This window comes from Microbacterium hydrothermale, from assembly GCF_004854025.1.
GTDB lineage: Bacteria > Actinomycetota > Actinomycetes > Actinomycetales > Microbacteriaceae > Microbacterium > Microbacterium hydrothermale.
In genome coordinates, this window is sequence record NZ_STGM01000004.1 from 139,666 (window position 1) to 160,812 (window position 21,147).

Here is a 21,147-nt window from a genome sequence, read left to right on the forward strand (position 1 = left end):
GGTGTCGATCGACTTCGGAAAGGCGCTCTCGGCCCGGGAGACGACCATCCCCGGCCTGATCCTGCTCGACCTGCCCGTGCACGGCGACTCGCGCGGATGGTTCAAGGAGAACTGGCAGCGCGAGAAGATGACGGCGTCGGCCGTCGACCTGCCCGACTTCGGGCCCGTCCAGAACAACATCTCGTTCAACGACGCCGTGGGCACCACCCGCGGCATCCACGCGGAACCGTGGGACAAGTACGTCTCCGTCGCGACGGGTCGGATCTTCGGCGCCTGGGTCGACCTGCGCGAGGGCGATTCCTTCGGAACGGTCTTCACCGCCGAACTCGACCCCTCTGTCGCGATCTTCGTACCGCGGGGCGTCGGCAACTCGTACCAGACGCTCGAACCCGACACCGCCTACACGTACCTCGTGAACGACCACTGGTCGCCCGATGCGACGTACACATTCCTGAACCTCGCGGACGAGACGGCCGCCATAGCGTGGCCCATCCCCCTCGACGAGGTCGAGATCAGCGCCAAGGACCAGAACCATCCGCGCCTGGCCGACGTCGTGCCCATGCCCCCGAAGAGGATCCTCGTCACCGGGGCCAACGGCCAGCTCGGCCGCGCTCTGCGCGCCGAATTCGGTGACCACCCCTGGATCGAATACGCCACGCGTGCCGACCTCGACCTCACCTCCCCCGATCTGGATGCCGCACGCCGCTGGCGCGACTACGGAACGATCATCAACGCCGCGGCGTACACCAAGGTCGATATCGCCGAGACACCTGAGGGTCGCGCCGAGGCGTGGGCGGCCAACGTCACCGCCGTGGCCGCCCTGGCGCGCATCTCGACCGCCAACGGAATCACCCTCGTGCACGTGTCGAGCGATTACGTCTTCGACGGGTCCAAGGCCGGCGCATACGGTGAGACCGATCCCGTTGCTCCGCTGGGCGTGTACGGACAGACCAAGGCGGCCGGCGACGCGATCGTCTCCGCCGTGCCGCGCCACTACATCGTGCGCACGAGCTGGGTGATCGGCGAGGGCGCCAACTTCGTTCGCACCATGGCCTCCCTCGCCGAGCGCGGGGTCTCCCCGCGAGTCGTGGACGACCAGGTCGGCCGTCTCAGCTTCACCTCCGACATCGCAGCGGCCATTCGGACGCTCATCCACGGAACGGCGCCGTGGGGCGTGTACAACGTCACGAGCCAGGGCGAGCCGAGCACCTGGTTCCAGATCGCGCGCGAGGTGTTCCGACTGAAAGGTCATGATCCTGAGCGGGTCACCGGCGTGAGCACGGCGGCCTACTTCGCCGATGCTTCGGCTCCCGTCGCCAACCGACCGGCGAACAGCCTGCTCGACCTCCACGCCGCCGCGTCGGTGGGCCTACCCCTCGGTGACGCGACCGAGCGCCTGCGCGCGTACCTCGAATCCGCGTGACAGACAGCCTGAACGACGAGCAGCCGCCCCGCGCCCCGCGGAGCCGCCTCCGGCAGACCACGAACGCCGTGTGGTCGAACAGCGCGGTGCGGTACCTGGTGGTGGGCGGCGGAGCATTTCTCATCGACGTCGGCCTGCTCGCCGGGCTGCACGATCTGCTGTCGGTTCCGCTGGTGGTGGCCACTCCGGCCGCGTTCCTGATGAGTTTCGCCATCACCTATGTGCTGCAGCGCACTTTCACGTTCGATTCCGACGCCGGTGTCGCATCCAGTGCAGTGAAATACACGGCGCTCGTGATCTTCAACACCGTCGCCACGACCGGGATCGTGGCGGCAGCTGCGGCGCTAGCGCTCCCCTGGATCGTCGGGAAGATCGTCGCCGTCGGCTCGACGACGGTGTGGAATTACTTCCTGTACAGGCACTGGATCTTCGCGCGCCGTCGCGGGACTCACCGCGACGGGTGATGATCGTCCGCGGGGGCCTCTGAAGACGCAGTCCGCTCCAGCTCGCGAACGCGCAGAGAAAGAGCGTCGATCTCAGCACGGTTGATGGCGACATCCTCCGCAAGGCGACGAATCTCGTCCTCGGCATGGGACAGCTCCCACGAGAGGTGCAGGGAGACCCCGACGAGCAGAACGATGGATAACGCGAAGATCAGATTCGCCGGAACCTCGACGCCGAGCAGGTGTGTCAGCTGGACCAGCAACCCGGGGAAGATCGAGATGACCAACAAGGCCAAGCCGATCAACAACCACAGCGTGGCGTATTTCTCCCTCAGCTGGCGACGCAGCAGCATGACGATGATCAGGACCAGCACCAGAACGGCGAAGGTGATCCCGGCTGCGACGATCATGTCCTGACTCCTGCACGGATGGTGGTTCCCCGCATCATGGCGAGGCTGAGGGCGAAGACGGAACGCAGAAGGTAGACCGTCGCCCCGAGGGGATTCTGGCTGGGACGACCGGCGGCCCGCGGACGCATGGCGACCGGCACCTGCGTCACGCTCAAGCCCGCATGCAGGGCGCTGACCAGCGAGTCGACGGTATCGCCCAGATACTCGGCCGGGTAGTAGCGCACATATTGCGCGATCGCCTTCTCGTTGGCGGCGCGGAAGCCGCTCGTCACGTCGGTGAGACGCGTCTTCGCGATCCGACTCAACACGGCGGCGAGAAGTCGCATCGCCCATCGTCGCGGCCCACGCGCGGAGTAATCGCCCACGTCGGCGAATCGCGCTCCGATGGAGATGTCCGCGTCGGCGAGACCCTTCAGCACCGCGACGATGTCGCGCGGGTTGTGCTGACCATCGGCGTCGACCTGTATGGCGTAGCGGTACCCGTGACGCTGCGCATAGGTGAATCCGGCGCGCATCGCGCCGCCCACTCCCATGTTGAACGGCAGCGACAGCACAGTGGCGCCCGCTTCCGCGGCGCGCGAAGCCGTGTCATCGATCGAACCATCGTCGACGACCAGGATGTCCCATGCTTCGGGCTGTGCCACGATCTCGCGGACTGTATTCCCGACGCTTTCGCCTTCGTTCCACGCGGGAACGATGATCAGGGTGTTGGTTCCTCCCGCAGACATCCCGCTCATCGTATCAGCACGAGAACAAGGGTCAGTGAGGCCCCGGCAGTGGCGCAGAGCGCGCGCCTTGTAAGATCTGACGACGCCTGCCGTCGCGCTCCCACGCCGTCCTCGCTGCTGTGAAGGATCTCTCATCTCCATGCTTCTTCGGCCCCTCCATGCCGTCTTGTATCGCCACGCGTTCGGGGGCACGGTGCTGCTGTTCGTCGCCTTCATGGCGATCCTTCTTTCGGGGGCGGTCTTCCTCCCGGTCGCGTCGGGCGCGGATGAAGCAGCCCACTACGTGTACGCGGCGGCGGTGGTACGCGGACAGGCCGGGATACTGGAGCCCACGCTGCCGGCCCGTCTGGCGAACATCCACCAGTTCGCCACGTGCATCGCATTCCAACCGGACGTGACGGCAGCGTGCCAGGGCGCGTATGCCACGACGTCGTCAGCGCCGATCCTCACCCAGACCAACGCGGGGCTCTACAATCCCCTCTTCTACGCCTGGACCGGCATAGGTACGCTGGTCGTCCCCACCGAGTACGGGCTGTACATCTCCCGCGCACTCGCCGCCTCCGTCACCGCAGCGTTCCTCGCGTGGACCATCTCGTTCCTCGCGCGCAACACACGATCTCTCCTCGCCCTTGCAGCGACCGCCCTCGTCCTGACCCCCATGACGCTCTACGTCGGCATGGTGCTCAACCCCAGCGCCTGGGAGATCGCGACGCTCTTCGCCACGGCCGCCTCGGGCTTCGCCGTCGCCGCAAGCGGCGGTCGCAGGACCTGGAGCGAAGCTCACTCCCTCCTGGTCGCATCCGGCTGCGTTCTCATCGTCACGCGTGGGTTGTCTCCCCTCTTCCTCGCGATCACGGCCGCAATCGTCCTCATCGCGGCGGGCCTGACGCGCGTTCGTCGCATCGCGTCCGATCGCCGCATCTGGATCATCGCCGGGTCTTTCGCGTTGACGACGGCGTTCAGCGTCGCCTGGGTCGTCATCCACGGCACCAATTACGTCGGTGTCGTCCGACCGGCCACTCTGGCCGACGGAATCGCCGGGATCTCGGTCTTCTTCTCGCAGTACCACAACCAGATCGCCCAGATGTACGGCACCCTCGGCTGGCTGGACCTCCCCAGCCCTCAGGTTCTATCCGCTGCGTGGGTCTTCCTGCTCGGCGCCACCCTGGTGACCTGCTTCGGAGTCGCACGCCCCCGCCACCGGATCGCCATCGCCGCTGCGTTCGCGGCGGCCGCCCTCGTTCCCGGCGCGCTCGCCGGGTTGCAATGGTCCGGAGGCGGTTGGCAGGGCCGCTACACTCTCCCGCTCGTCGCAGCGCTGGTCGTCATCAGCACCCTCACCGTCGATACGAGCGTCGCGCGGGCCCGCCGAAGAGAACCCATGATCTCTCGATGGGAAGACGCGATCCGCTGGATCCTCTCCGGGTTCTTCGCCGCCGGAACCGTCATCGTCGGCATCCTGACCGGCCACCGCTACCTCTCCGGCGCCTCGGCCCCGCTCGAGGCGGCGTGGAAGTGGACGCCGCCCCTCCCTCCGGCGCTGTTGGCACTGGTGTTCCTGGCTGGAGTCGCCGTGATCACGCTCACCCTCGTCGGCAGACGGACGGTTCGTTGAGGGCAGGCTGAGCGGTCGCGGTCCGACTCGCGCACTCCCGCCGCTCCGGTCGCGTCGACCGGGAGCGTCGCTAGTGGCGTGCGATCAGCCATCCTCGACGTCGCCGCCCCGACGACCATCGGGACGGTTCGGTCGCCCGGGGACGTCGGCCGCCGTCGCACCTGGAGGGATCACGCCCATCCGGTTTCAGGGGCGCGATAGCGGAATCACGAGCACCAGCGCCGAGGGGTGCGAGGGGGAACCTCCCCTCGCACCCCTCGGCGGACACTCGAGCCTGGCGAGGTACCGGGGATCATCCCGGGCGCAGCACGCTCACCGTGCGGTCACCGTCTTGCAGCCCACCAAGGTGTTCCCGCCCGCGCCGTCGTTGATGGCGTAGGCACACACATCCGACGTACCGGCCGGCAGAGAAAGCGCTTTGGAGAAGCCGTGCCGATCCCCGAGCCCGGGGTAGGCCGCGGCCACGTCGGGGCGGCTCACGTCCGCCGTCAGCGCCGTGCCGGAGTTGCGGACATAGAGGTGAACGCGGATGGGCTGACTGGTATCGGGGTCGAGCGCCCACCCGACGGCCGTGGCGCTACGACCGTTGACGCGAACCGCCTCGAGGTTACCGATGGGTGCGCGGCCGGGATCGGGGGCAGAGGGCGCGACGACGCTGCGGCAGCCGAGCTGGATGTTGCCGCCGGCACCATCGTTGATCGCGTACACGCACACATCCGAACGACCCTCGGGCAGAGACACCGTCTCGGAGAATCCGTGTCTCGCCCCCTTGCCGGGATAGGCGGCTCCCACGTCGGCCCGGTTCTTGTCTGCGGTGTAGGCGGCGCCCTGCGAACCCACGTAGATGTGGACCTTGATGGGGGACGAGGTATCGGGATCCAACGCCCACCCGCTCACGGTCGCTTTGGTTCCGTTGACGGTGGCCGCCTCGAAGTTCCCGATGGGGACGCTTCCTTTGTCCGGCGGAGCTCCGACGACGACGTCCTTGCATCCGAGTTGCACGTTCGAGCCGGCACCGACGTTGATCGCGTAGGCGCAGACAGTCTGTGTCCCCGACGGGCCGGCAAGAGTCGCGCTGAACCCGTGTTTCGCGCCGTAGGCGGGGTACGCCGCGGCGATATCCGCACGCGTGCCGTCGGCGGTGCGCGCCGTCCCCTTATCGCCGACGTAAAGGTGCACCGAAACCGGCTGGGCCGAGTCAGGATCCAGCGCCCATCCGGAGACCACGACGTTGGATCCGGATGCCGAGACTGCCTCGAGGTTCCCCACGGGTGAGCCGCTCATCGCTGTGCGGTTCCAACAGCCGAGGACGGTGGTGCCGCCGGGACCGTAATTGATCGCGTAGACGCAGATATCGACGTCGCCGGGGCCGGTGGCTTTGACGGTCGTGTCGAATCCATGTCGCGATCCGGCTCCGGGATAGGCCCCGGCTACGTCCGGACGGTCGAGCTCGGCGCTGACGGCCGTGCCCACCGAGCCCACGTAGACGTGCACGGCGATGGGGTCTGAGGTGTCCGGGTCAAGCGCCCAGCCCGCCACCCGGAACTCTCCCGGACGGGCCTCGACGACTTCCACGTTGCCGATCGGGTTGACCCGAGACGTGGATCCGAACCAATCGACGAACGTGCGCCAGAAGTTGCGGTTGCCGTACGCCGAGCACCCGTCACCGGTGCCGTACAGATTGTTCAGCGCCGCCTGGTTGGGGACGTACGGGGTGTAGATGTACAGGCCGGCCGTCGCCTGGTTCTCGATGTAGACCCGCTGGGTACCGCACGCGCCGTTCGGGTTGTACAGGATGTTGTTCCAGCGGCCGGCCTGATAACCCCACCACGTGGGATTGAGGCGGTAGACCTCGAACTGCCGGGCTCCGTAATAGACCTGGTAGAAGAATCCCTGGGTCGACGGATCGCAGGGCGCGGTGTCGGGGCAGCCCTGACCGGTCGCCGCGGAGTAGTTCCACTCGGAGGGCGCGGTCGAGGTGATCAGCCCCTGCTCCTTCTGCAGGAGCACGAGCAGCGCCTTCTGGCTGATCCCGCAGGAGCGCGCCACCTTGTCGATGATCGTCGCGGCGCTCTCGTTCCGCGCGCCCGAGTAGCCGTTGCAGTATTTGTCGGCGGGCCGGTCGTCGGTGCTCTGCCGATAGTCCTTCAGGCAGGTGTAGCCCGACTGGCAGCTGCGGACCTTCCCGTCCAGGAAGGTCTGGATCTCCCCCGCCGTCATGGCGTTGCCGTCGTAGAACACGGCGTCGTCGATGATCTTGCCCGGGTTCCAATCCGCCGCGTCCGCCGCTGCAGCCGGCGAGGTGGGTGCGACGGTCGCCGGGAGCCCCACGAGCAGGGCGATGGCGCACGCCCACGCCGCGAGGATCGCCGCCAGACGACGAGCGGCCGGCCGGGTCACGGGGTCGGCTCGATCGTGGTGATCGACGACTGCGCCGTGAGCGCCTGCGACGTGTAGGTCACGTGGAAGGCGAGGTCCTCGGGCGCGTCGGCGCCGACCGCGATCGACATCAGACCGCAGTAGGTGACGTCCTTGCCCTCGTTCGCCTCGACGGAGGTCGTCGCCCCGGTGGAGTCCACGGTGAGGGTGCACGTACCGCCCGACTCGGAGACGCCCGGAACCATCGCACTGACCTCGAGGTTGCCGTCGCGCACCTCGGAGGTCACGATGAGGATCTCGCCGTTGTAGACGGTTCCCGGCGTGGCGGTGGCCGAGGCCGAGGGCGACGGCGACGGCGACGCCGATCCCGTGGGGTCGGCCGTCGGCGACGCCGAGGGGCTCTCCGACCCGACTGTGGGGGTCGGCGACGGGCTGACCCCACCCACGGGGGTCGCGCATGCCGACAGCCCGAGCAGGCCGGTGACGACGAGCACGGGAATGACCGTCCGGAGAAGACGCGAGCGGGGGGAGACGGCGGCGCGTGTGGTGTGACTCACGCGATCATTATGCGGGGACTGTGCCCGCGGTCCCGCTGCCACGCCGCACGACACCGGGTCGTTACCCGCGCAGCAACCTCCGCCGCAGCCGCCGCAACCGCGACATCACCGGCTGATGCGCGTCGATCTCGTGGCGGACGTCGGACGCGATCTCGGCGCGCAACCTCTCGACGATGCGCTCGACGGCCCGGTCGATCGATCGATCCACGTGGGCCGCCAGTTCGGCCTGCGACGCGGCGACGAACAGCGGCAGACCCGCCCCCTCGCGCCGCACCCACGCGGCGAGGGCCCGGTCGCGCACCACCGCGTCGTCGCGCGCGTGCTCGGCGGCGAGGCCGAACATGCTGTTCGCGTCGAGGCCGTCGGCATCCGGTCGCTGCGTCCAGAACGCGAGGGGCTCGCCCGCGACGAAGCCGATGCCGTGCACGTTCAGGATGCGCAGGTAGAGGTCCCAGTCCTCGACGGCGTCGAGCGTCTCGTCGTACCAGCCGACCTCGGCGTGCACGGCGCGGCGGTAGAGCACCGCGATGGGCACGATGCGGTTGATGCTCATCATCTCGGTGAGCGAGATCCTCTGCATCCCCGCCCAGAAGGGGGCGCGGCCGACCTCGGTCCACGCTCCGTCGCGCTTCTCCTCGTAGACGATCTCGGTCGGCACGGCCACCGCGGCGTCGTCGGGGTGCGCATCGAGCCAGGCCGCCGTGCGGACGAGGAAGTCCGGATGCCAGCGGTCGTCGTCGTCGTGGAGGACGACGTACTCGGTGTCGAGGGCGCGCACGCCCGTGTTGGCCGCGACGCAGCGTCCCCCCTGACCGTCGGGGATGTGCACGACCTCGACGCCCGTGAGGCCCGATGCGGCCACGACGCGGTCGACCTCGGCGGCATCCCCTCCGTCGTTCACGACGACGACCCGCCGGTCGGCGAGGGTCTGCTCGGCGATGTCGGCGAGCGCCCCACGGACGAAGGCGGGGCGATGGCGGGTGCGGACGACAATCCCGACGCGGGCAGGCATGAGTCGAAGCCTAGGGTCGAAGCCGGGCGTGATGCGGGAGCCTCGCGGGCGACCCCGGCCCTACAGCTCCGCGTGCAGCGCCCAGACCCGCTCGGCCGCGGCCTCCCAGGCGAAGCCCTTGGCGAGGTCTCCGGCGAGGACGCGCAGGCGCTCCGCCTCGTCGCCGAGGGCGCGGGCGAGCGCCTCGCCCAACTCGCCCGCGGGCGAGTAGGCCGCCGCGTCGGCGAGCACCTCGCGGTGCGCGAGGGTGTCGACGGCCACGACGGGGACCGACAGCGCGAGGGCGTCGACGGCGCGCCACGGCCAGTCCGTCCGCGCGCACGGCGCGATGAACGCGACCGCGTGCGAGAGGACGGCCGCGCGATCCCACCGGTCGAGGGATCCGCGCGCGTGCACGCGCGCCTCGGCGAGACCGGCAGCCGCGGCGAGATCGGCGATCGCGGGCTCCTCCCCCTCCGGGGCGTCGAGCACGACCACGTCGCCGTCCCAGCCCGCGGCGACCACCGCGGCGAAGGCGTCGGCGAGACCGTCCGACGCCGCAGCACCGCCCGCCGTCGCGACGAAGGATGACGGGAGGTCGAGGGCCCGCAGGCGCCCCACGGCGTCCGAGGGCGCGCGCAGTCCGGCCGCGGGGGCCCCGCCGATCACGCGGACCTTCTTCACGAGCTTGGCCTTGGCCGTCTCGGCCAGCTTGTCGGCCATCGCGTGGGTCGGCACGATCACCGCGTCGGCGTGCTTGGCCACGCGCGACAGCAGGGCACGCGCCGCGAGGGCCTCGGTCTTGGGCAGTTCGTCGGGCGTCTCGAACGCCCGCAGGTCCCACAGCGTCACGACGATCTGGTGCGTCTCGTTGACGCGGTCGTGCCGCACGAGCGGGGCCAGGGCCGTGGGCGAGTGGATGAGCCCCTTCCCGATCCCCGGGGCCACGCCCAGCTGCCACGAGGCCGCGAGCTCCCGCCGACGCATGGACAGTCGCGTCTCGGAGCTCAGTCCCTCGATCGCCTGGTCGTCGGCGAGCCCGGGGGCGGGCACGATCGCGGCGACGTCGCAGCCCCGCGGTGCGGTCGCGACGAGCGCGGCGGTGAGGGATGCCGAAGCTTCGGCGAGATCGCGGGAGGTCGGTGCGACGAGCTGGTCGAGCACGACGCGGAGGGTGACGGTCACGGCGCGGGGCTCTCCGTTTCGGTCGGCGGGTGCAGGGCGTCCTTCACCATCTGTTGCACCTGCGCCCAGTCGGGGTCGAATTCGTCGACGCCTCCGGCCGGGGTGAGTTCGAGGGTGGCGACCGTCTGGTCCTTCGCCTTGAGGGCCAGGTCGACGAGCGTCGGGGCGATGAGGCTCTGCGGCAGGTCGGTCTGGATGATGTTCGTGGTCGAGGTCGCCACCTGCTGGAAGTGCGACAGCACGTTCTGCGGCGTGAACTGGGCCAGGATCGCCTCCTGCAGTTCGCGCTGGCGGCGCATGCGGTCGAAGTCGCTCGTGGTGTACCGCGAGCGGGCGTACCACTGGGCGGTGTCGCCGTCCATGTGCTGCTGCCCGGGCTCGATCCAGCCGAACGCCCAGTCGTCGACAGGCTGTCCGTCGTAGGCGGGTCCACCCTTGGGCAGTCGCTCCTGCACGTTGATGTCGACCCCGCCGAGAGCGTCGATGACGTCGGCGAAGCCCTTCATGTCGATGAGCACGTAGTAGGGGATCTGGATGCCCATGATGCCCTCGGCGGCATCCTTCGTCGCCTCGATCCCGGGCTCGGAGTCGTGCGCCTTGGCGTCGGGGTACAGCTTGGTGCCGTCCTGGCACACCTCGACCTCGGTCTTGAGCTGGTTGATGCCGCTGCCCCACCCGCACGTCGCGTTGGCGTAACCGGTATGACCGTTCGGGTACTTGTCCTGCATCGGCCCGGGCGCGAAAGGGAAGTGCGGCATGTCGCGCGGGATGCCGGTGATCGTCGTCGCGCCCGTGTCGGCGTTGATCGAGACGACCGAGATGCTGTCGAAGCGCATGGAGTCGCGCCCCTCCCCCGAGTCGGCCCCCAGCAACAGGATGTTGTAGTAGCCGTCGGACGGGGGGACGGCGGGCGCCGACTGGCCGAAGATGGCCGAGAAGGCGTCGCGCGTGCTCCCCGCGACCTGCGCGGCCCAGGCGGCGCCCGAACCGGTCAGCACGAGCATGCCGACCGAGACGACCGCGAGGGCGACGCGGGAGAACGCCCCGACCTTCACCAGGCGGATCAGGCGCAGGGTGTCGATTGTGAGGACGACCCACAGCACGACGTAGGCGGCGATCACGATCTGCACGAGCGTCAGGGGCAGGGGCCGGAACCACGAGAGGAAGTCGGGGAAGAACGAGCCGGTCGCCAGGGTGAACAGGCCGGTCGGCCAGAGGATCGCCGCGAGGCCCGCGAGCACGAGCACCGTCCACAGCGCCAGCGTGGCGCCGAGACCGAACCGCCCGAGGCGCCGGTTTCCGGCGAGCACCTGCGCGGAACCGGGGATGAGGACGTTGAGCACGACGAGCCACCATCCGCGGCGGGTCATGACCTCGACCGACGACGCGTCGGGGTTGCGCAGCGGCCGCGCCTCGATCATCGGCGCGTGCGCGCGAGGTCGTGCGGGAGCCGCGAGGGTCACAGCGAGTCCTTCAGACGCCGGTTCTTCTCTTCGACCTGCGCTTCGAGGTCGCGGGCGTAGGCCTCGACGCGCTCGGCCAGCTCGGCGTCGGCGCTGCCGAGGATGCGCGCGGCGAGCAGACCCGCGTTCTTCGCGCCGTTGATCGAGACGGTCGCGACCGGGATGCCGGCCGGCATCTGCACGATGCTGAGCAGGGAGTCCAGCCCATCGAGCGTCGACAGCTGCACCGGGACACCGATCACGGGAAGAGCGGTGACGGATGCCAGCATCCCCGGCAGGTGCGCCGCTCCTCCGGCCCCGGCGATGATGGCGCGAAGACCACGCCCCCGCGCCTCGCGGCCGTACCGGACGAGCTTGTCGGGCGTGCGATGAGCCGAGACGACCTCGACCTCGTGCGGGATGCCGAACTCCGTCAGCACCGCGGAGGCGCCATCCATCACGCGCCAGTCGGAGTCGGAGCCCATGACGACGCCGACCACGGGCGTCTCGGAGGAATGCAACGGCCGGATCACCGGTCCAGGCTAGGGCGGCTCGCTGGAAGATCGCGGAACGGCGCGCTCAGGAGCCCCGGTCCGCCGCGCACTCAGTCGAAGAACGCCGCCGCCGCTCGTCCCTCGTACACCACGTCGTCGAGATCGTCGCCGATGACGTTGACGTGCCCGACCTTGCGGCCCGGGCGCGGCGCCTTGCCGTACGTGTGGATCTTCGCCGACGGGTGGGCGGCCATCGCGCCGGCGAAGCGCTCCTCGAGGGTCCCCTCGGCGGGGCCGCCCAGCACGTTGATCATCACGGTCCACGGCGCCACGGCGTCCGTCGCCCCCAGCGGCAGGTCGAGCACCGCGCGCAGGTGCTGCTCGAACTGGCTGGTGACCGCGCCGTCCTGCGTCCAATGCCCGCTGTTGTGCGGGCGCATGGCGAGCTCGTTGATGAGGATCCGCTCGTCGGTGGTCTCGAACAGCTCGACGGCGAGCATGCCCGTCACCCCGAGGCCCTCGGCGACCGCGACGCCGATCTCGGCCGCGACGCGCTGCACGCGCTGGTCGGCGCGCGGGGCCGGGGCGACGACCTCGGCGCACACCCCGCCGCGCTGCACGGTCTCGACCACCGGGTAGGCGCGCACCTCGCCCGAGGGGCGACGGGCGACCTGCTGCGCGAGTTCGCGTGTGAAGTCGACGAGCTCCTCGACGAGGAGCGATCCGCCGTTGGCGTCCTCGGCGAGGGCGGCGAACCAGTCGTCGGCCTCGGTCGCCGACGACACGACGCGCACGCCCTTGCCGTCGTATCCCCCGCGCGGCGTCTTCACGACCGCCCGACCGCCGTGGGCGTCGAGGAAGTCCTGCAGCTGCGCCGCGTCGGCCACGGCGGCCCAGTCGGGCTGCGGCAGCCCGAGCTCGGCCATGCGCGCGCGCATCACGAGCTTGTCCTGCGCGACGCCGAGGGGCGCGGGGCCGGGGTGCACGGCGACACCTTCGGCGACGAGGGCGGCGAGCACGTCCTGGGGGACGTGCTCGTGGTCGAAGGTGATGACGTCCACGTCGCGGGCGAAGGCGAGCACAGTCTCCGCGTCGCGGTAGTCGCCGACGGCGGTCGCGGCCAGTGCGGCCGACATGCCCTCGTCCTCGGCGAGGACGCGGATCTCGACGCCCAGCTCCACCGCGGGGGCGATCATCATCCGCGCCAGCTGTCCGCCACCGACCACTCCGACTCGCAGCGCCATGCCGCTCCTTCCGTCGGCATCCATTCTGTCGGGGCGCCGGCGCCGGCGCGAGCCGGGGTGCGGGCCCGCCCCGCGCGTGCACGAGCCGGAGGGGGCCCGACGAGAGGACACAACGCAGGAGATGCGCGGGCGCGGCCCCTGCGGGGCCGTCACCGAGGCCGCGGGAGCGCGCACCCCCTGCGTCGGGGCGTCAGGGGCGGCGCGCCACAACCCGGGTCGAGCGGGTCGGCGCTGCGGGTCAGAGCCCGACCGAACCCGAGCCGAAGGTCTGCGAGTCGCGGTGCGCGAGGATCTGGTTGACCTCGACCTGGTCGACGAGGGTCTCGTGCACGAGCACGGCGTGCGGGATGTTCTTCATCCGCAGCGGCGGTTCGACGCCGTTCGACAACGACAGGGTGCCGGCCCCCCACAGGCGCTGCAGCAGTCCGCGACGCATCTGGATCGCGTAGCCGCGCACGTGGGAGATCTCGCGCTGCGTCGAGCCGAACGGACCGGAACGCTCGATCACGCGCCGCGTGGTGATGGTCCAGGTGTGCGACAGCCACGCGAAGAAAGGGATGACGACCAGCAGCAGCACGAGGACCGCCGCTGCCGTCAGCAGCATCCAGTTCTCGAACGGTGCGGGGAGGTTGTCGTAGAAGTACGTCGTCGCCCCGGCGACCCCGATCAGCACGAGCGCCGACCAGAACAGCCCTCGCGCGTGCGCCCGCAAGCGGGCGATCCTCAGCTCGGGCGCGTTCGTCCCCGGCGCCGGCATGCGCGGGCGCCCGATCGAGCTCGACGGCTGGGTCACCCTCTCATTGTGCGCCGTCGGAGGCCTCGATCCCGGCGCACACGCGGGACGCGGGGGCGCTCAGCGCACGTGCACGACGTCGCCCGCGGCGACGACCGTCTCGATCGTGCCCGCCGTGACGACGAGGCGACCGTCGTCGTCGAGACGCTCAGCACGCCCCTGGAGCGTCGTCCCGTCGGGCAGCGAGACCGTCACGTCGCGCCCGACGGTGGCGCAGAGCTTCTCGATGTCGCGGTGCACCCGGTCCGCCCCACCGGAGGCGAGGGCGGCGAGGGTGTCGCGCAGGTGACCGAGATAGTCGGCCATGAGGCGGTCGTCGTCGCATTCCGCACCGATGGCCTGGAACGAGGTCGCGGTGGTCACCGGCAGGTCGGCCCGGCTCATCCGCGTGTTCACGCCCGCCCCCACCACCACGGTGTCGAAGGTGCCCGGCACCGCTTCGGCCAGGATGCCGCAGATCTTGGCGCCGTCGACGAGCACGTCGTTCGGCCACTTCAGGTCGGCCGTGCCGCCGTGACCGGTCAGTTGCGCGCGGACGGCGCGCGTCATCGCCGCTCCGGCCGCGAGGGGGATCCATCCCCGCAGCGCCATCGGGATGCCGGAGGCGTCGACCACGACCGACACCGCGAGCGCGGTTCCCGCCGGCGCCGTCCAGGAGCGGTCCAGGCGCCCGCGACCGGCGCGCTGGTCGTCGGTGACGAGAAGCGACAGGTGCGGCCAGCCGGCGGGGTCGGCGGCGACGGCGGCGACGACGTCGGCGTTGGTCGAGTCGGTGGTCGCGACCACCTGCACGCGAGGGCTGACGTCGGCGGTGCGGGGGTATCCGGACGCGGGGATCGGCATGTCCACACCTTAGGGAACGAGCGTCGCGTCGGCATCCGGTTGCGCGCGCGGATCGAGACGGGGGCTGGCCGGATGCCACAGCGCGAGGTCGATTCGCTTGTGCGCACCCTCCAACGCCGGTGCCGGTGCGGTCGCTAGGGTGGAAAGCGTGACCGACCAGCCCGATCTCTTCACCACCGCCGGCAAGATCGCGGACCTGCGCAGCAGGTTCCAGGAGGCGGTCGTCGATGCCGAAGCCGCCGCGCAGCAGAAGCAGCACGCGAAGGGCAAGCTCACCGCCCGCGAGCGCCTCGAGATGCTGGTCGATCCGGGCTCGTTCGTCGAGCTCGACGAGTACGTGCGCCACCGCACCACGGCCTTCGGCATGGACAAGTCCCGCCCCTACGGCGACTCCGTCGTCACGGGCACCGGAACCATCCACGGCCGCACCGTCGCCGTCTACGCGCAGGACTTCTCGACCTTCGGCGGGTCGCTCGGCGAGGTCGCCGGCGACAAGATCATCAAGGTGATGGAACTCGCTCTGCGCAGCGGCATCCCGATCATCGGCATCCTGGACTCCGGCGGCGCGCGCATCCAGGAGGGGGTCGTCGCCCTCGGCAAGTACGGCGAGATCTTCCGCCTCAACACGGCGGCCTCGGGCGTCATCCCGCAGATCTCGATCATCATGGGACCCGCCGCTGGCGGCGCGGTGTACTCCCCCGCCCTCACCGACTTCGTGATCATGGTCGACAAGACCAGCCAGATGTTCGTCACCGGCCCCGACGTCATCAAGACCGTCACCGGCGAGGACGTCGGCATGGAGGAGCTCGGCGGCGCGCTCACGCACAACACCCGCTCCGGTGTGGCGCACTACCTCGCCGACGACGAGGACGACGCGATCGACTACGCGCGCGGCCTGATCGGCTACCTGCCCGACAACAACCTCGCCGAGATCCCGGTCTACGACACCCCGTTCGAGTTCGAGACGACGGATGCCGACCGCTCGCTGAACACGATCATCCCCGACTCCCCGAATCAGCCGTACGACATCCACACGGTCATCGACGGGATCGTCGACGCCGGCGACTTCCTCGAGGTTCAGCCGCTGTTCGCGCCGAACATCGTGATCGGCTTCGGCCGCATCGAGGGGCGCACGGTCGGCATCATCGCGAACCAGCCCTCGCAGATGGCGGGGACGCTCAACATCGACGCCGGAGAGAAGGCCAGCCGCTTCGTGCGCTTCTGCGACGCGTTCTCGGTGCCGATCGTGACCCTCGTCGACGTGCCCGGCTACCTGCCCGGCACCGACCAGGAGTGGACCGGCGTCATCCGCCGCGGCGCCAAGCTCCTCTACGCCTACGCCGAGGCGACGGTGCCCCTGGTCACCGTGATCCTGCGCAAGGCCTACGGCGGGGCCTACATCGTCATGGGCTCCAAGCAGCTCGGCGCCGACATCAACCTCGCCTGGCCCACCGCCGAGATCGCCGTCATGGGCGGCCAGGGCGCGGTGAACATCCTGTACCGCGGCGAGATCAAGCGCGCCGAGGAAGCCGGCGAAGACGTCGCCGCCGTGCGCACGCGCCTCGCGAACGAGTACACGTACAACGTGGCATCCCCGTTCCTCGCGGCCGAGCGCGGAGAGCTCGACGGCATCATCGAGCCGGCGCAGACGCGCGTCTCGATCGCCAAGGCCCTGCGCGCGCTGCGAAACAAGCGTGCGAGCCTGCCGGCCAAGAAGCACGGGAACATCCCGCTGTGAGCGACGCGACCGGCGCCACCGGCCTCCCGCCCGTCGTGGCGGAGGTCGTGCGCGGAACCCCCACCGAAGAGGAGCTCGCCGCGGCGATCGTCGTTGTCGGCGAGGCGTACGTGCGCGAGGTCGCCGATGCCACGGCTCCCGACGACGCCCCGCGCTCGCGCTGGGAGCTGTCGGCGCGCGGCCTGCGCACGCCGCTGAACCGCGCCGCGGGGTGGAACGGCTTCACCGGCTGACCGCTCGGACGGGAAGTGTCCCCCGAAATACCTACAGACGCGGGGGAACGCCTCGCGAATACTGGAGGAGCTGGAACGCATCATGCGTTCGGTCGGACCGCTCCTTCGAGCCGGATTCGACCGCACGAACGGTTTTCGGGTAACCGTTCGTCCGGGTGGGGGGCAGGCGACATCGCCGCCCCTCACCCCTCACTCTCGGCAGCGTCGACGAATCCCCCCATCCGCGTCGGTCAGGCCGGCGGGTGAGGGGTGTGCCCTCCCGCTGTGACCCGCACGACGAGCGGTCGAGGCGGTGCAGTGCGGTCAGCGCGGGCGGCGGATCTCGCGCCAGAGATCGACCTCGTCGTCGTCGCCCCCGGCGCCCTCGCCCGGGGAGCGCCCGACGACGGTCACCGCGACCTCGTGATGCGGGGACGTGCGGATGATGACCCGCTGAGACACGGCGTCGCGCAGGACGGATGCCAACTCGGTGCGGATGGCGTCGAGGTCGGCGGGACGCAACCCCTCGAGGCCTCCCTCGTCGAACAGGCTGACCGCGGAACCGCGGCGACGCGCGGCCTCGATCTCGGTGCGCACCCCGTCGTCGAGCAGGCGGTTGCCGCGCAGTTCGTCGCGCAGGCTCGCCTCCGCCCGGCGAGCGGCCTCCTTGTCGGCCGCGCGCAGGTTGCCGCCGAACTCGATCGTGCGCGCGAGAATCGGCCCCGCCGCCTGCAGCGCGCGCTGCACGTGGAGACGGCGCTCGCGCTGCCTCCCGCTCTGCGACGCCTGCCACGCGGATGCCGCCTGCTGGAGCTCGGCGAGGCGTTCGGCGTCGCGCGCGGCACGGTCGAGGGCGATCGTGACCAACTGCGCCGCGGTCACCCACATGAGCGATCCGACCAGGCCGAGGCTCAGCGCCTGCAGCGGGCCCAGCCAGAAGGAGGTCGACAGCGTCAGCAACGCCATCCCCGTCCACGCGACGATGGGGCGCCGACGCACCATGACGATCGTCATGAGGGCGCCGATGCCCCCGATGACCCAGGTCACGAAGGGCTGCGAGCGACCCGCCTCGGTGACGGCCAGGAAGGGGGCGTTCGGGACGACGACCGCGGCCAGGAGAGCGAGGGCGACGCCCCACCCGGGGAGTTTGGCGGGAGAGGTCACGGGCGAGGCCTGGGCGGTCGTGCGCTCGCGCGCGCCGATGGCGAAGATCCAGAGCCACGTGACGGGGAGGTACAGCACCAGGGCCGCCACGATCAGCCAGCCGCGCTCGACCGTCTCGGGAGAGGTCCAGATGAGCCCGCGGGCCGCGAGGTAGGCGGTGAAGGCCAGTCCGATGACCGACAGCACCGAGCGGACGGTCACCAGCGGTCCCCGCTCTCCCACTCGAGGGTCACCGTCGTGCCGGCGGACGTCGACTCGATGTCGCTGCGTCCGCCGACGGCGGCGAGCCGCGCGTTGATCGACCCGCGGATGCCGAGGCGGTCGGCCGGGATGGCGGACACGTCGAAGCCGGGCCCGGTGTCGCGCACGCGCACCGCCACGCCGCCGGGAGCGCTGTCGCCCGTCAGTTCGACCGTGAGGCCCTGCGCGTCGGCGTGCTGGACGGCGTTGGCGACGGCCTGCATCGCGGCGAGCACGAGGGCGCGGGCCACGCGGCCCGGCACCCGAGGCGTGCCCTCCTCGACCGATCGCGTCACCGCCAGGTCGATGCCGAGCTCGCGGGCGGCGACCTCGATGTCGTCGGCGAGGCGCAGGGCGGGGACCGGCTCGTCGCTGCCCTCGAGGGAGTCCTTCTCGGCGTTCGCCAGGCGCGTGAGCGCCTCGCGGGCCATGCTCACCGCCAGTGTGCGCTCGCGAGGACTCGACGCGCGTTCGGCCGCGAGGAGGGCGCCGAGCACGCTGTCGTGCATGAGGGCGGCCACCGCGACGCGCTCGTGCTCGGTCGCCGCCGTGGCGGCCGCCGAGGCGTAGCTCGAGACCGCGACGGCCCGCGCCTGGTCGACGTTGGCGGCGATCGAGCGGTACATCCAGCCGAGCGTCAGCAGGACGCTGCCGAGGATCAGGGCGAAGGTGACGTCGAGGATGACGGGGAGGACGAAGTCCGGGCGCCCTCCCGCCTGCAGCAGGCGCACGACGCCGAACAGCAGCGGCGTGGCCACCGTCCAGACGATCTGCAACGGGAGCGGGAACGCGACGATGGTCGACACGGTGGCGACGTTGACGAGGTAGAAGATCCATGGGTTCTCGGTCGGCGTCGGCGCCGGTCCCCCGGCCGTCGCGATCGGCCACACCGCGAGGGCGAGCACGAACACGACCGCGAAGACGCCGGAGAACAATCGCGCGAATCGCCCCACGCTGCACGCGATGATCATGGCGACGAGGGGGATGAACACCGCCAGCACGAGGGGGGTGTGCCATCCCGTGGCCTCGTCTCCGGGGCCGAACGCCGCGACGAAGGCCTGGGCGCCGAGCACAAGCGAGCCGGGCCCGACGATGAGGGTGATGACGCGCTCGATGCGCGTCTGGGTGAACGTCCCCTGGTCGGCCTGACTCTCGCGCGTGTGGGGGATGCGACCCCACGCCTCGTCGAGCACCGACCGGTCCGTCTCAGCCACGGCCGCTGTCATCTGGCGCATCCTGCAGGATGCCGTCTTCCATCGCGCGTCGCAACAGATCGACCTTGGTGGGCGCCGGTCGCCCCACCTCGACGTACTTCACCCGCACCCGGGTGATGTTCTCCTTCGCCGTGGAGTAGGCGACGCCGAGTCTCTCGGCCACGGCCTTCAGCGGCAGACCCGCCGCGTACAGGCGCAGCACCTCGCGCTCGCGCGCCGAGAGCTGCGCGTCGGCGAAGTCGCGGTCGCCCTCGACGGCGCTGGCCCACTCGACGTTGTCGAGCAGCTCGCCGCGCGCGACCGTGCGGATGGCACCCAGCACCTCGTGCGTGGGCGACGACTTGCTGACGATGCCCGCGGCGCCCGCGGCGAGCGCCTCGCGCACGGCGCCCGCGCGGTCGGCGACGCTGTGGATGATCACGCTCGAGCCGTCGCGCACGACGCGGTCGACGTTCTCGGAGACCGTCGTGCCGTCGCCGAGGGTGAGATCGAGCACGACGACGTCGGCCGGCGTCTCGGCCGCGCCCTGCCGCCAACTCAGGTAGGCCGCCACGTTCGCGCCGGAGAAGACGACCTGCGTGGCCTCGGTGCGCGCCAGGGCGGCCTCCAGCCCGAGCCGGACCGACTCGTGGTCATCGATGAGGGCGACGCGCGTCATCCTGTCATCGTATCGGCGCGGCCCCCGCCGCGCCGGAGGACATCTGCGACGCGGCGCGTCCCGCCCGCCCTCCTCCCCGGAGATCAGCGTCGCAGGACGGTGACGGCCTCGACGTGGTGGGAGTTCGGGAACAGATCGACGCCGCGGATGCCGCGATCGGCGCGGTACCCGAGCTCGGCGAAGGTCGCCAGGTCACGGGCGAGGGCAACCGGGTCGCACGCGACGTAGACCACGGCCGAGGGAGCGAGACCGGCGATCTGCTCGACCACGGTGCGACCGGCGCCGGCCCGCGGAGGGTCGAGCAGCACGACGCCGCGCGAGAGGCGCTCGCGCTCGCGCGCGGAGGCGTCGGCCGCGAGCTTCGCGACGAACCGGTCGACGCGAGCCGTCTCGGCCCGGGCGCCGACCCACTCGGCGAGGTTCTCTCCGGCGTGCTCGGTCGCGCGCGGATCGCTCTCGACGCTCACCACGCGCGTGCCGCTCCCACCCGCCTCGCCGAGGGTTGCGGCGAACAGTCCCACGCCGCCGTAGAGGTCGAGATGCGACGCCTCGGGATCCAGCGCGCCGACGGATGCCGCCAGCTCGGACGCGACGAGGCTGGTCAGCGTACGCGCCGCGAGGCGGTGCACCTGCCAGAAGCCGCCCGCGTCGACGCGGAAGACCCGGTCGCCGACGCGTTCCTCGACGACCTCGGCATCCAGCGCGCGTCGCTCGCCGTCGGGTCGGACGAGCACGCGCACGCGGCCGTCGGCGGGCTGGACGAGGTCGATGCGCCCGGGGCGCGCGCGCCCGGCGCGCACCTCCGCAGCGGCGCGCGCGACGGCCGCGGTCGCCAGGGGCAGGTCGGGCGCCTCGACGACGTGGTGCGAGCGGGCGGCGAACGCCCCGACGCGGCCGTCCTCGTCGACGTGCAGGCTCACGCGCGTTCTCCACCCGGTGCCGTCGGGAGACTCGGGCTGAGACTCGTCCCCGGCGGCGGCGACGTCGACGGGAAGGTCGAGTCGACCGACGCGTTCGACCGCCTCGCGGATGACGCGTTCCTTCAGGGCGCGCTGATGCGCGAGCGCGATGTGGCCGAACTCGGCACCGCCGGCGCGCTCCGCGGGGTCGACGTCGATCGCCGCGGCGGCCCAGACGTGCGGCTGACGCTCGGGCGCGGCCTCGAGGACCTCGAGCGCCTCCGCCCGCCAGAACGCCTTCTTGCGCGTGTCGGTGAGTCGGGCGCGGATGCGCTCGCCCGGCAGGGTGTCGGGGACGAACACGACGCGCCCCTCGTGACGGGCGACGAACACCCCGCCGTGGGCGATACCGGTGATGTCGAGATCGATGAGGTCGCCGTCGTGCATGCTCCGAGCCTGTCATACGCGGCCGGGA

General features: G+C 70.9%; 20 protein-coding genes. 5 read left to right on the forward strand and 15 right to left on the reverse strand.

Annotated elements, in window-relative coordinates; all coding sequences use genetic code 11:
- Position 1: 1 nt before the first annotated feature.
- The gene (locus tag FB047_RS09855; protein WP_136587025.1) at positions 2 to 1,423 is read left to right on the forward strand and encodes a sugar nucleotide-binding protein; all 1,422 of its coding nucleotides are present in this window, start codon (positions 2 to 4) and stop codon (positions 1,421 to 1,423) included.
- The gene (locus tag FB047_RS09860) at positions 1,420 to 1,887 is read left to right on the forward strand and encodes a GtrA family protein (protein WP_167494212.1); all 468 of its coding nucleotides are present in this window, start codon (positions 1,420 to 1,422) and stop codon (positions 1,885 to 1,887) included. The genes FB047_RS09855 and FB047_RS09860 overlap by 4 nt, the downstream gene beginning before the upstream one ends.
- Here FB047_RS09860 and FB047_RS09865 read toward each other — a convergent pair.
- Positions 1,872 to 2,276, reverse strand: coding sequence for a DUF2304 domain-containing protein (locus tag FB047_RS09865; protein WP_136587027.1), 405 nt, complete (start codon positions 2,274 to 2,276; stop codon positions 1,872 to 1,874). The genes FB047_RS09860 and FB047_RS09865 overlap by 16 nt on opposite strands.
- The gene (locus FB047_RS09870) at positions 2,273 to 3,004 is read right to left on the reverse strand and encodes a glycosyltransferase family 2 protein (protein WP_136587028.1); all 732 of its coding nucleotides are present in this window, start codon (positions 3,002 to 3,004) and stop codon (positions 2,273 to 2,275) included. The genes FB047_RS09865 and FB047_RS09870 overlap by 4 nt, the downstream gene beginning before the upstream one ends.
- Positions 3,005 to 3,143: 139 nt before the next feature.
- Here FB047_RS09870 and FB047_RS09875 point away from each other — a divergent pair, with 139 nt between their 5' ends.
- Positions 3,144 to 4,619: a DUF2142 domain-containing protein gene (locus FB047_RS09875; protein WP_136587029.1), complete on the forward strand. Its 1,476-nt coding sequence runs from the start codon at positions 3,144 to 3,146 to the stop codon at positions 4,617 to 4,619.
- 312 nt (positions 4,620 to 4,931) lie between these two features.
- Here the strand turns inward: FB047_RS09875 and FB047_RS09880 are convergent, their stop codons facing one another.
- The 9 genes from FB047_RS09880 to FB047_RS09925 form a co-directional block, all read right to left on the reverse strand.
- Positions 4,932 to 7,019 (reverse strand): hypothetical protein, encoded by a 2,088-nt coding sequence (locus tag FB047_RS09880; RefSeq protein ID WP_136587030.1) that lies wholly within the window; start codon positions 7,017 to 7,019, stop codon positions 4,932 to 4,934.
- The gene (locus tag FB047_RS16935) at positions 7,016 to 7,555 is read right to left on the reverse strand and encodes a hypothetical protein (RefSeq protein ID WP_167494213.1); all 540 of its coding nucleotides are present in this window, start codon (positions 7,553 to 7,555) and stop codon (positions 7,016 to 7,018) included. The genes FB047_RS09880 and FB047_RS16935 overlap by 4 nt, the downstream gene beginning before the upstream one ends.
- Before the next feature lie 61 nt (positions 7,556 to 7,616).
- Complete coding sequence (locus tag FB047_RS09895; protein WP_136587032.1) at positions 7,617 to 8,567, reverse strand: glycosyltransferase family A protein; 951 nt, start codon at positions 8,565 to 8,567, stop codon at positions 7,617 to 7,619.
- Positions 8,568 to 8,627: 60 nt separating this feature from the next.
- A complete protein-coding gene (locus FB047_RS09900; protein ID WP_136587033.1) occupies positions 8,628 to 9,731 on the reverse strand; it encodes a glycosyltransferase in 1,104 nt (367 codons plus the stop codon).
- The gene (locus FB047_RS09905; protein ID WP_420812652.1) at positions 9,728 to 11,194 is read right to left on the reverse strand and encodes an LCP family protein; all 1,467 of its coding nucleotides are present in this window, start codon (positions 11,192 to 11,194) and stop codon (positions 9,728 to 9,730) included. The genes FB047_RS09900 and FB047_RS09905 overlap by 4 nt, the downstream gene beginning before the upstream one ends.
- Positions 11,191 to 11,658, reverse strand: coding sequence for a 5-(carboxyamino)imidazole ribonucleotide mutase (gene purE, locus FB047_RS09910; protein ID WP_136587208.1), 468 nt, complete (start codon positions 11,656 to 11,658; stop codon positions 11,191 to 11,193). The genes FB047_RS09905 and purE overlap by 4 nt, the downstream gene beginning before the upstream one ends.
- A 119-nt stretch (positions 11,659 to 11,777) precedes the next feature.
- Complete coding sequence (locus FB047_RS09915) at positions 11,778 to 12,911, reverse strand: 5-(carboxyamino)imidazole ribonucleotide synthase (RefSeq protein WP_136587034.1); 1,134 nt, start codon at positions 12,909 to 12,911, stop codon at positions 11,778 to 11,780.
- 238 nt (positions 12,912 to 13,149) lie between these two features.
- Positions 13,150 to 13,704, reverse strand: a complete 555-nt coding sequence (locus FB047_RS09920) for a PH domain-containing protein (protein ID WP_136587035.1) — start codon at positions 13,702 to 13,704, stop codon at positions 13,150 to 13,152.
- Between the two features lie 60 nt (positions 13,705 to 13,764).
- Positions 13,765 to 14,547: a biotin--[acetyl-CoA-carboxylase] ligase gene (locus FB047_RS09925; RefSeq protein ID WP_136587036.1), complete on the reverse strand. Its 783-nt coding sequence runs from the start codon at positions 14,545 to 14,547 to the stop codon at positions 13,765 to 13,767.
- Positions 14,548 to 14,695: 148 nt separating this feature from the next.
- Here FB047_RS09925 and FB047_RS09930 point away from each other — a divergent pair, with 148 nt between their 5' ends.
- Positions 14,696 to 16,285, forward strand: coding sequence for an acyl-CoA carboxylase subunit beta (locus FB047_RS09930; RefSeq protein WP_406600881.1), 1,590 nt, complete (start codon positions 14,696 to 14,698; stop codon positions 16,283 to 16,285).
- Positions 16,282 to 16,518 (forward strand): acyl-CoA carboxylase subunit epsilon, encoded by a 237-nt coding sequence (locus tag FB047_RS09935; RefSeq protein ID WP_136587038.1) that lies wholly within the window; start codon positions 16,282 to 16,284, stop codon positions 16,516 to 16,518. Before FB047_RS09930 ends, FB047_RS09935 begins: the two co-directional genes overlap by 4 nt.
- Positions 16,519 to 16,821: 303 nt before the next feature.
- On the opposite strand, the gene FB047_RS09940 is transcribed toward FB047_RS09935, so the two are convergent.
- The 4 genes from FB047_RS09940 to FB047_RS09955 form a co-directional block, all read right to left on the reverse strand.
- On the reverse strand, positions 16,822 to 17,862 hold the full coding sequence (locus FB047_RS09940) for a hypothetical protein (protein WP_136587039.1): 1,041 nt from the start codon (positions 17,860 to 17,862) through the stop codon (positions 16,822 to 16,824).
- Entirely contained in the window at positions 17,859 to 19,115 is a 1,257-nt protein-coding gene (locus FB047_RS09945) for a sensor histidine kinase (protein ID WP_240752713.1), read from the reverse strand. Before FB047_RS09945 ends, FB047_RS09940 begins: the two co-directional genes overlap by 4 nt.
- Positions 19,108 to 19,773 (reverse strand): response regulator transcription factor, encoded by a 666-nt coding sequence (locus tag FB047_RS09950; protein ID WP_136587041.1) that lies wholly within the window; start codon positions 19,771 to 19,773, stop codon positions 19,108 to 19,110. Before FB047_RS09950 ends, FB047_RS09945 begins: the two co-directional genes overlap by 8 nt.
- Positions 19,774 to 19,856: 83 nt before the next feature.
- Complete coding sequence (locus FB047_RS09955; RefSeq protein ID WP_136587042.1) at positions 19,857 to 21,119, reverse strand: class I SAM-dependent RNA methyltransferase; 1,263 nt, start codon at positions 21,117 to 21,119, stop codon at positions 19,857 to 19,859.
- Positions 21,120 to 21,147 lie beyond the last annotated feature (28 nt).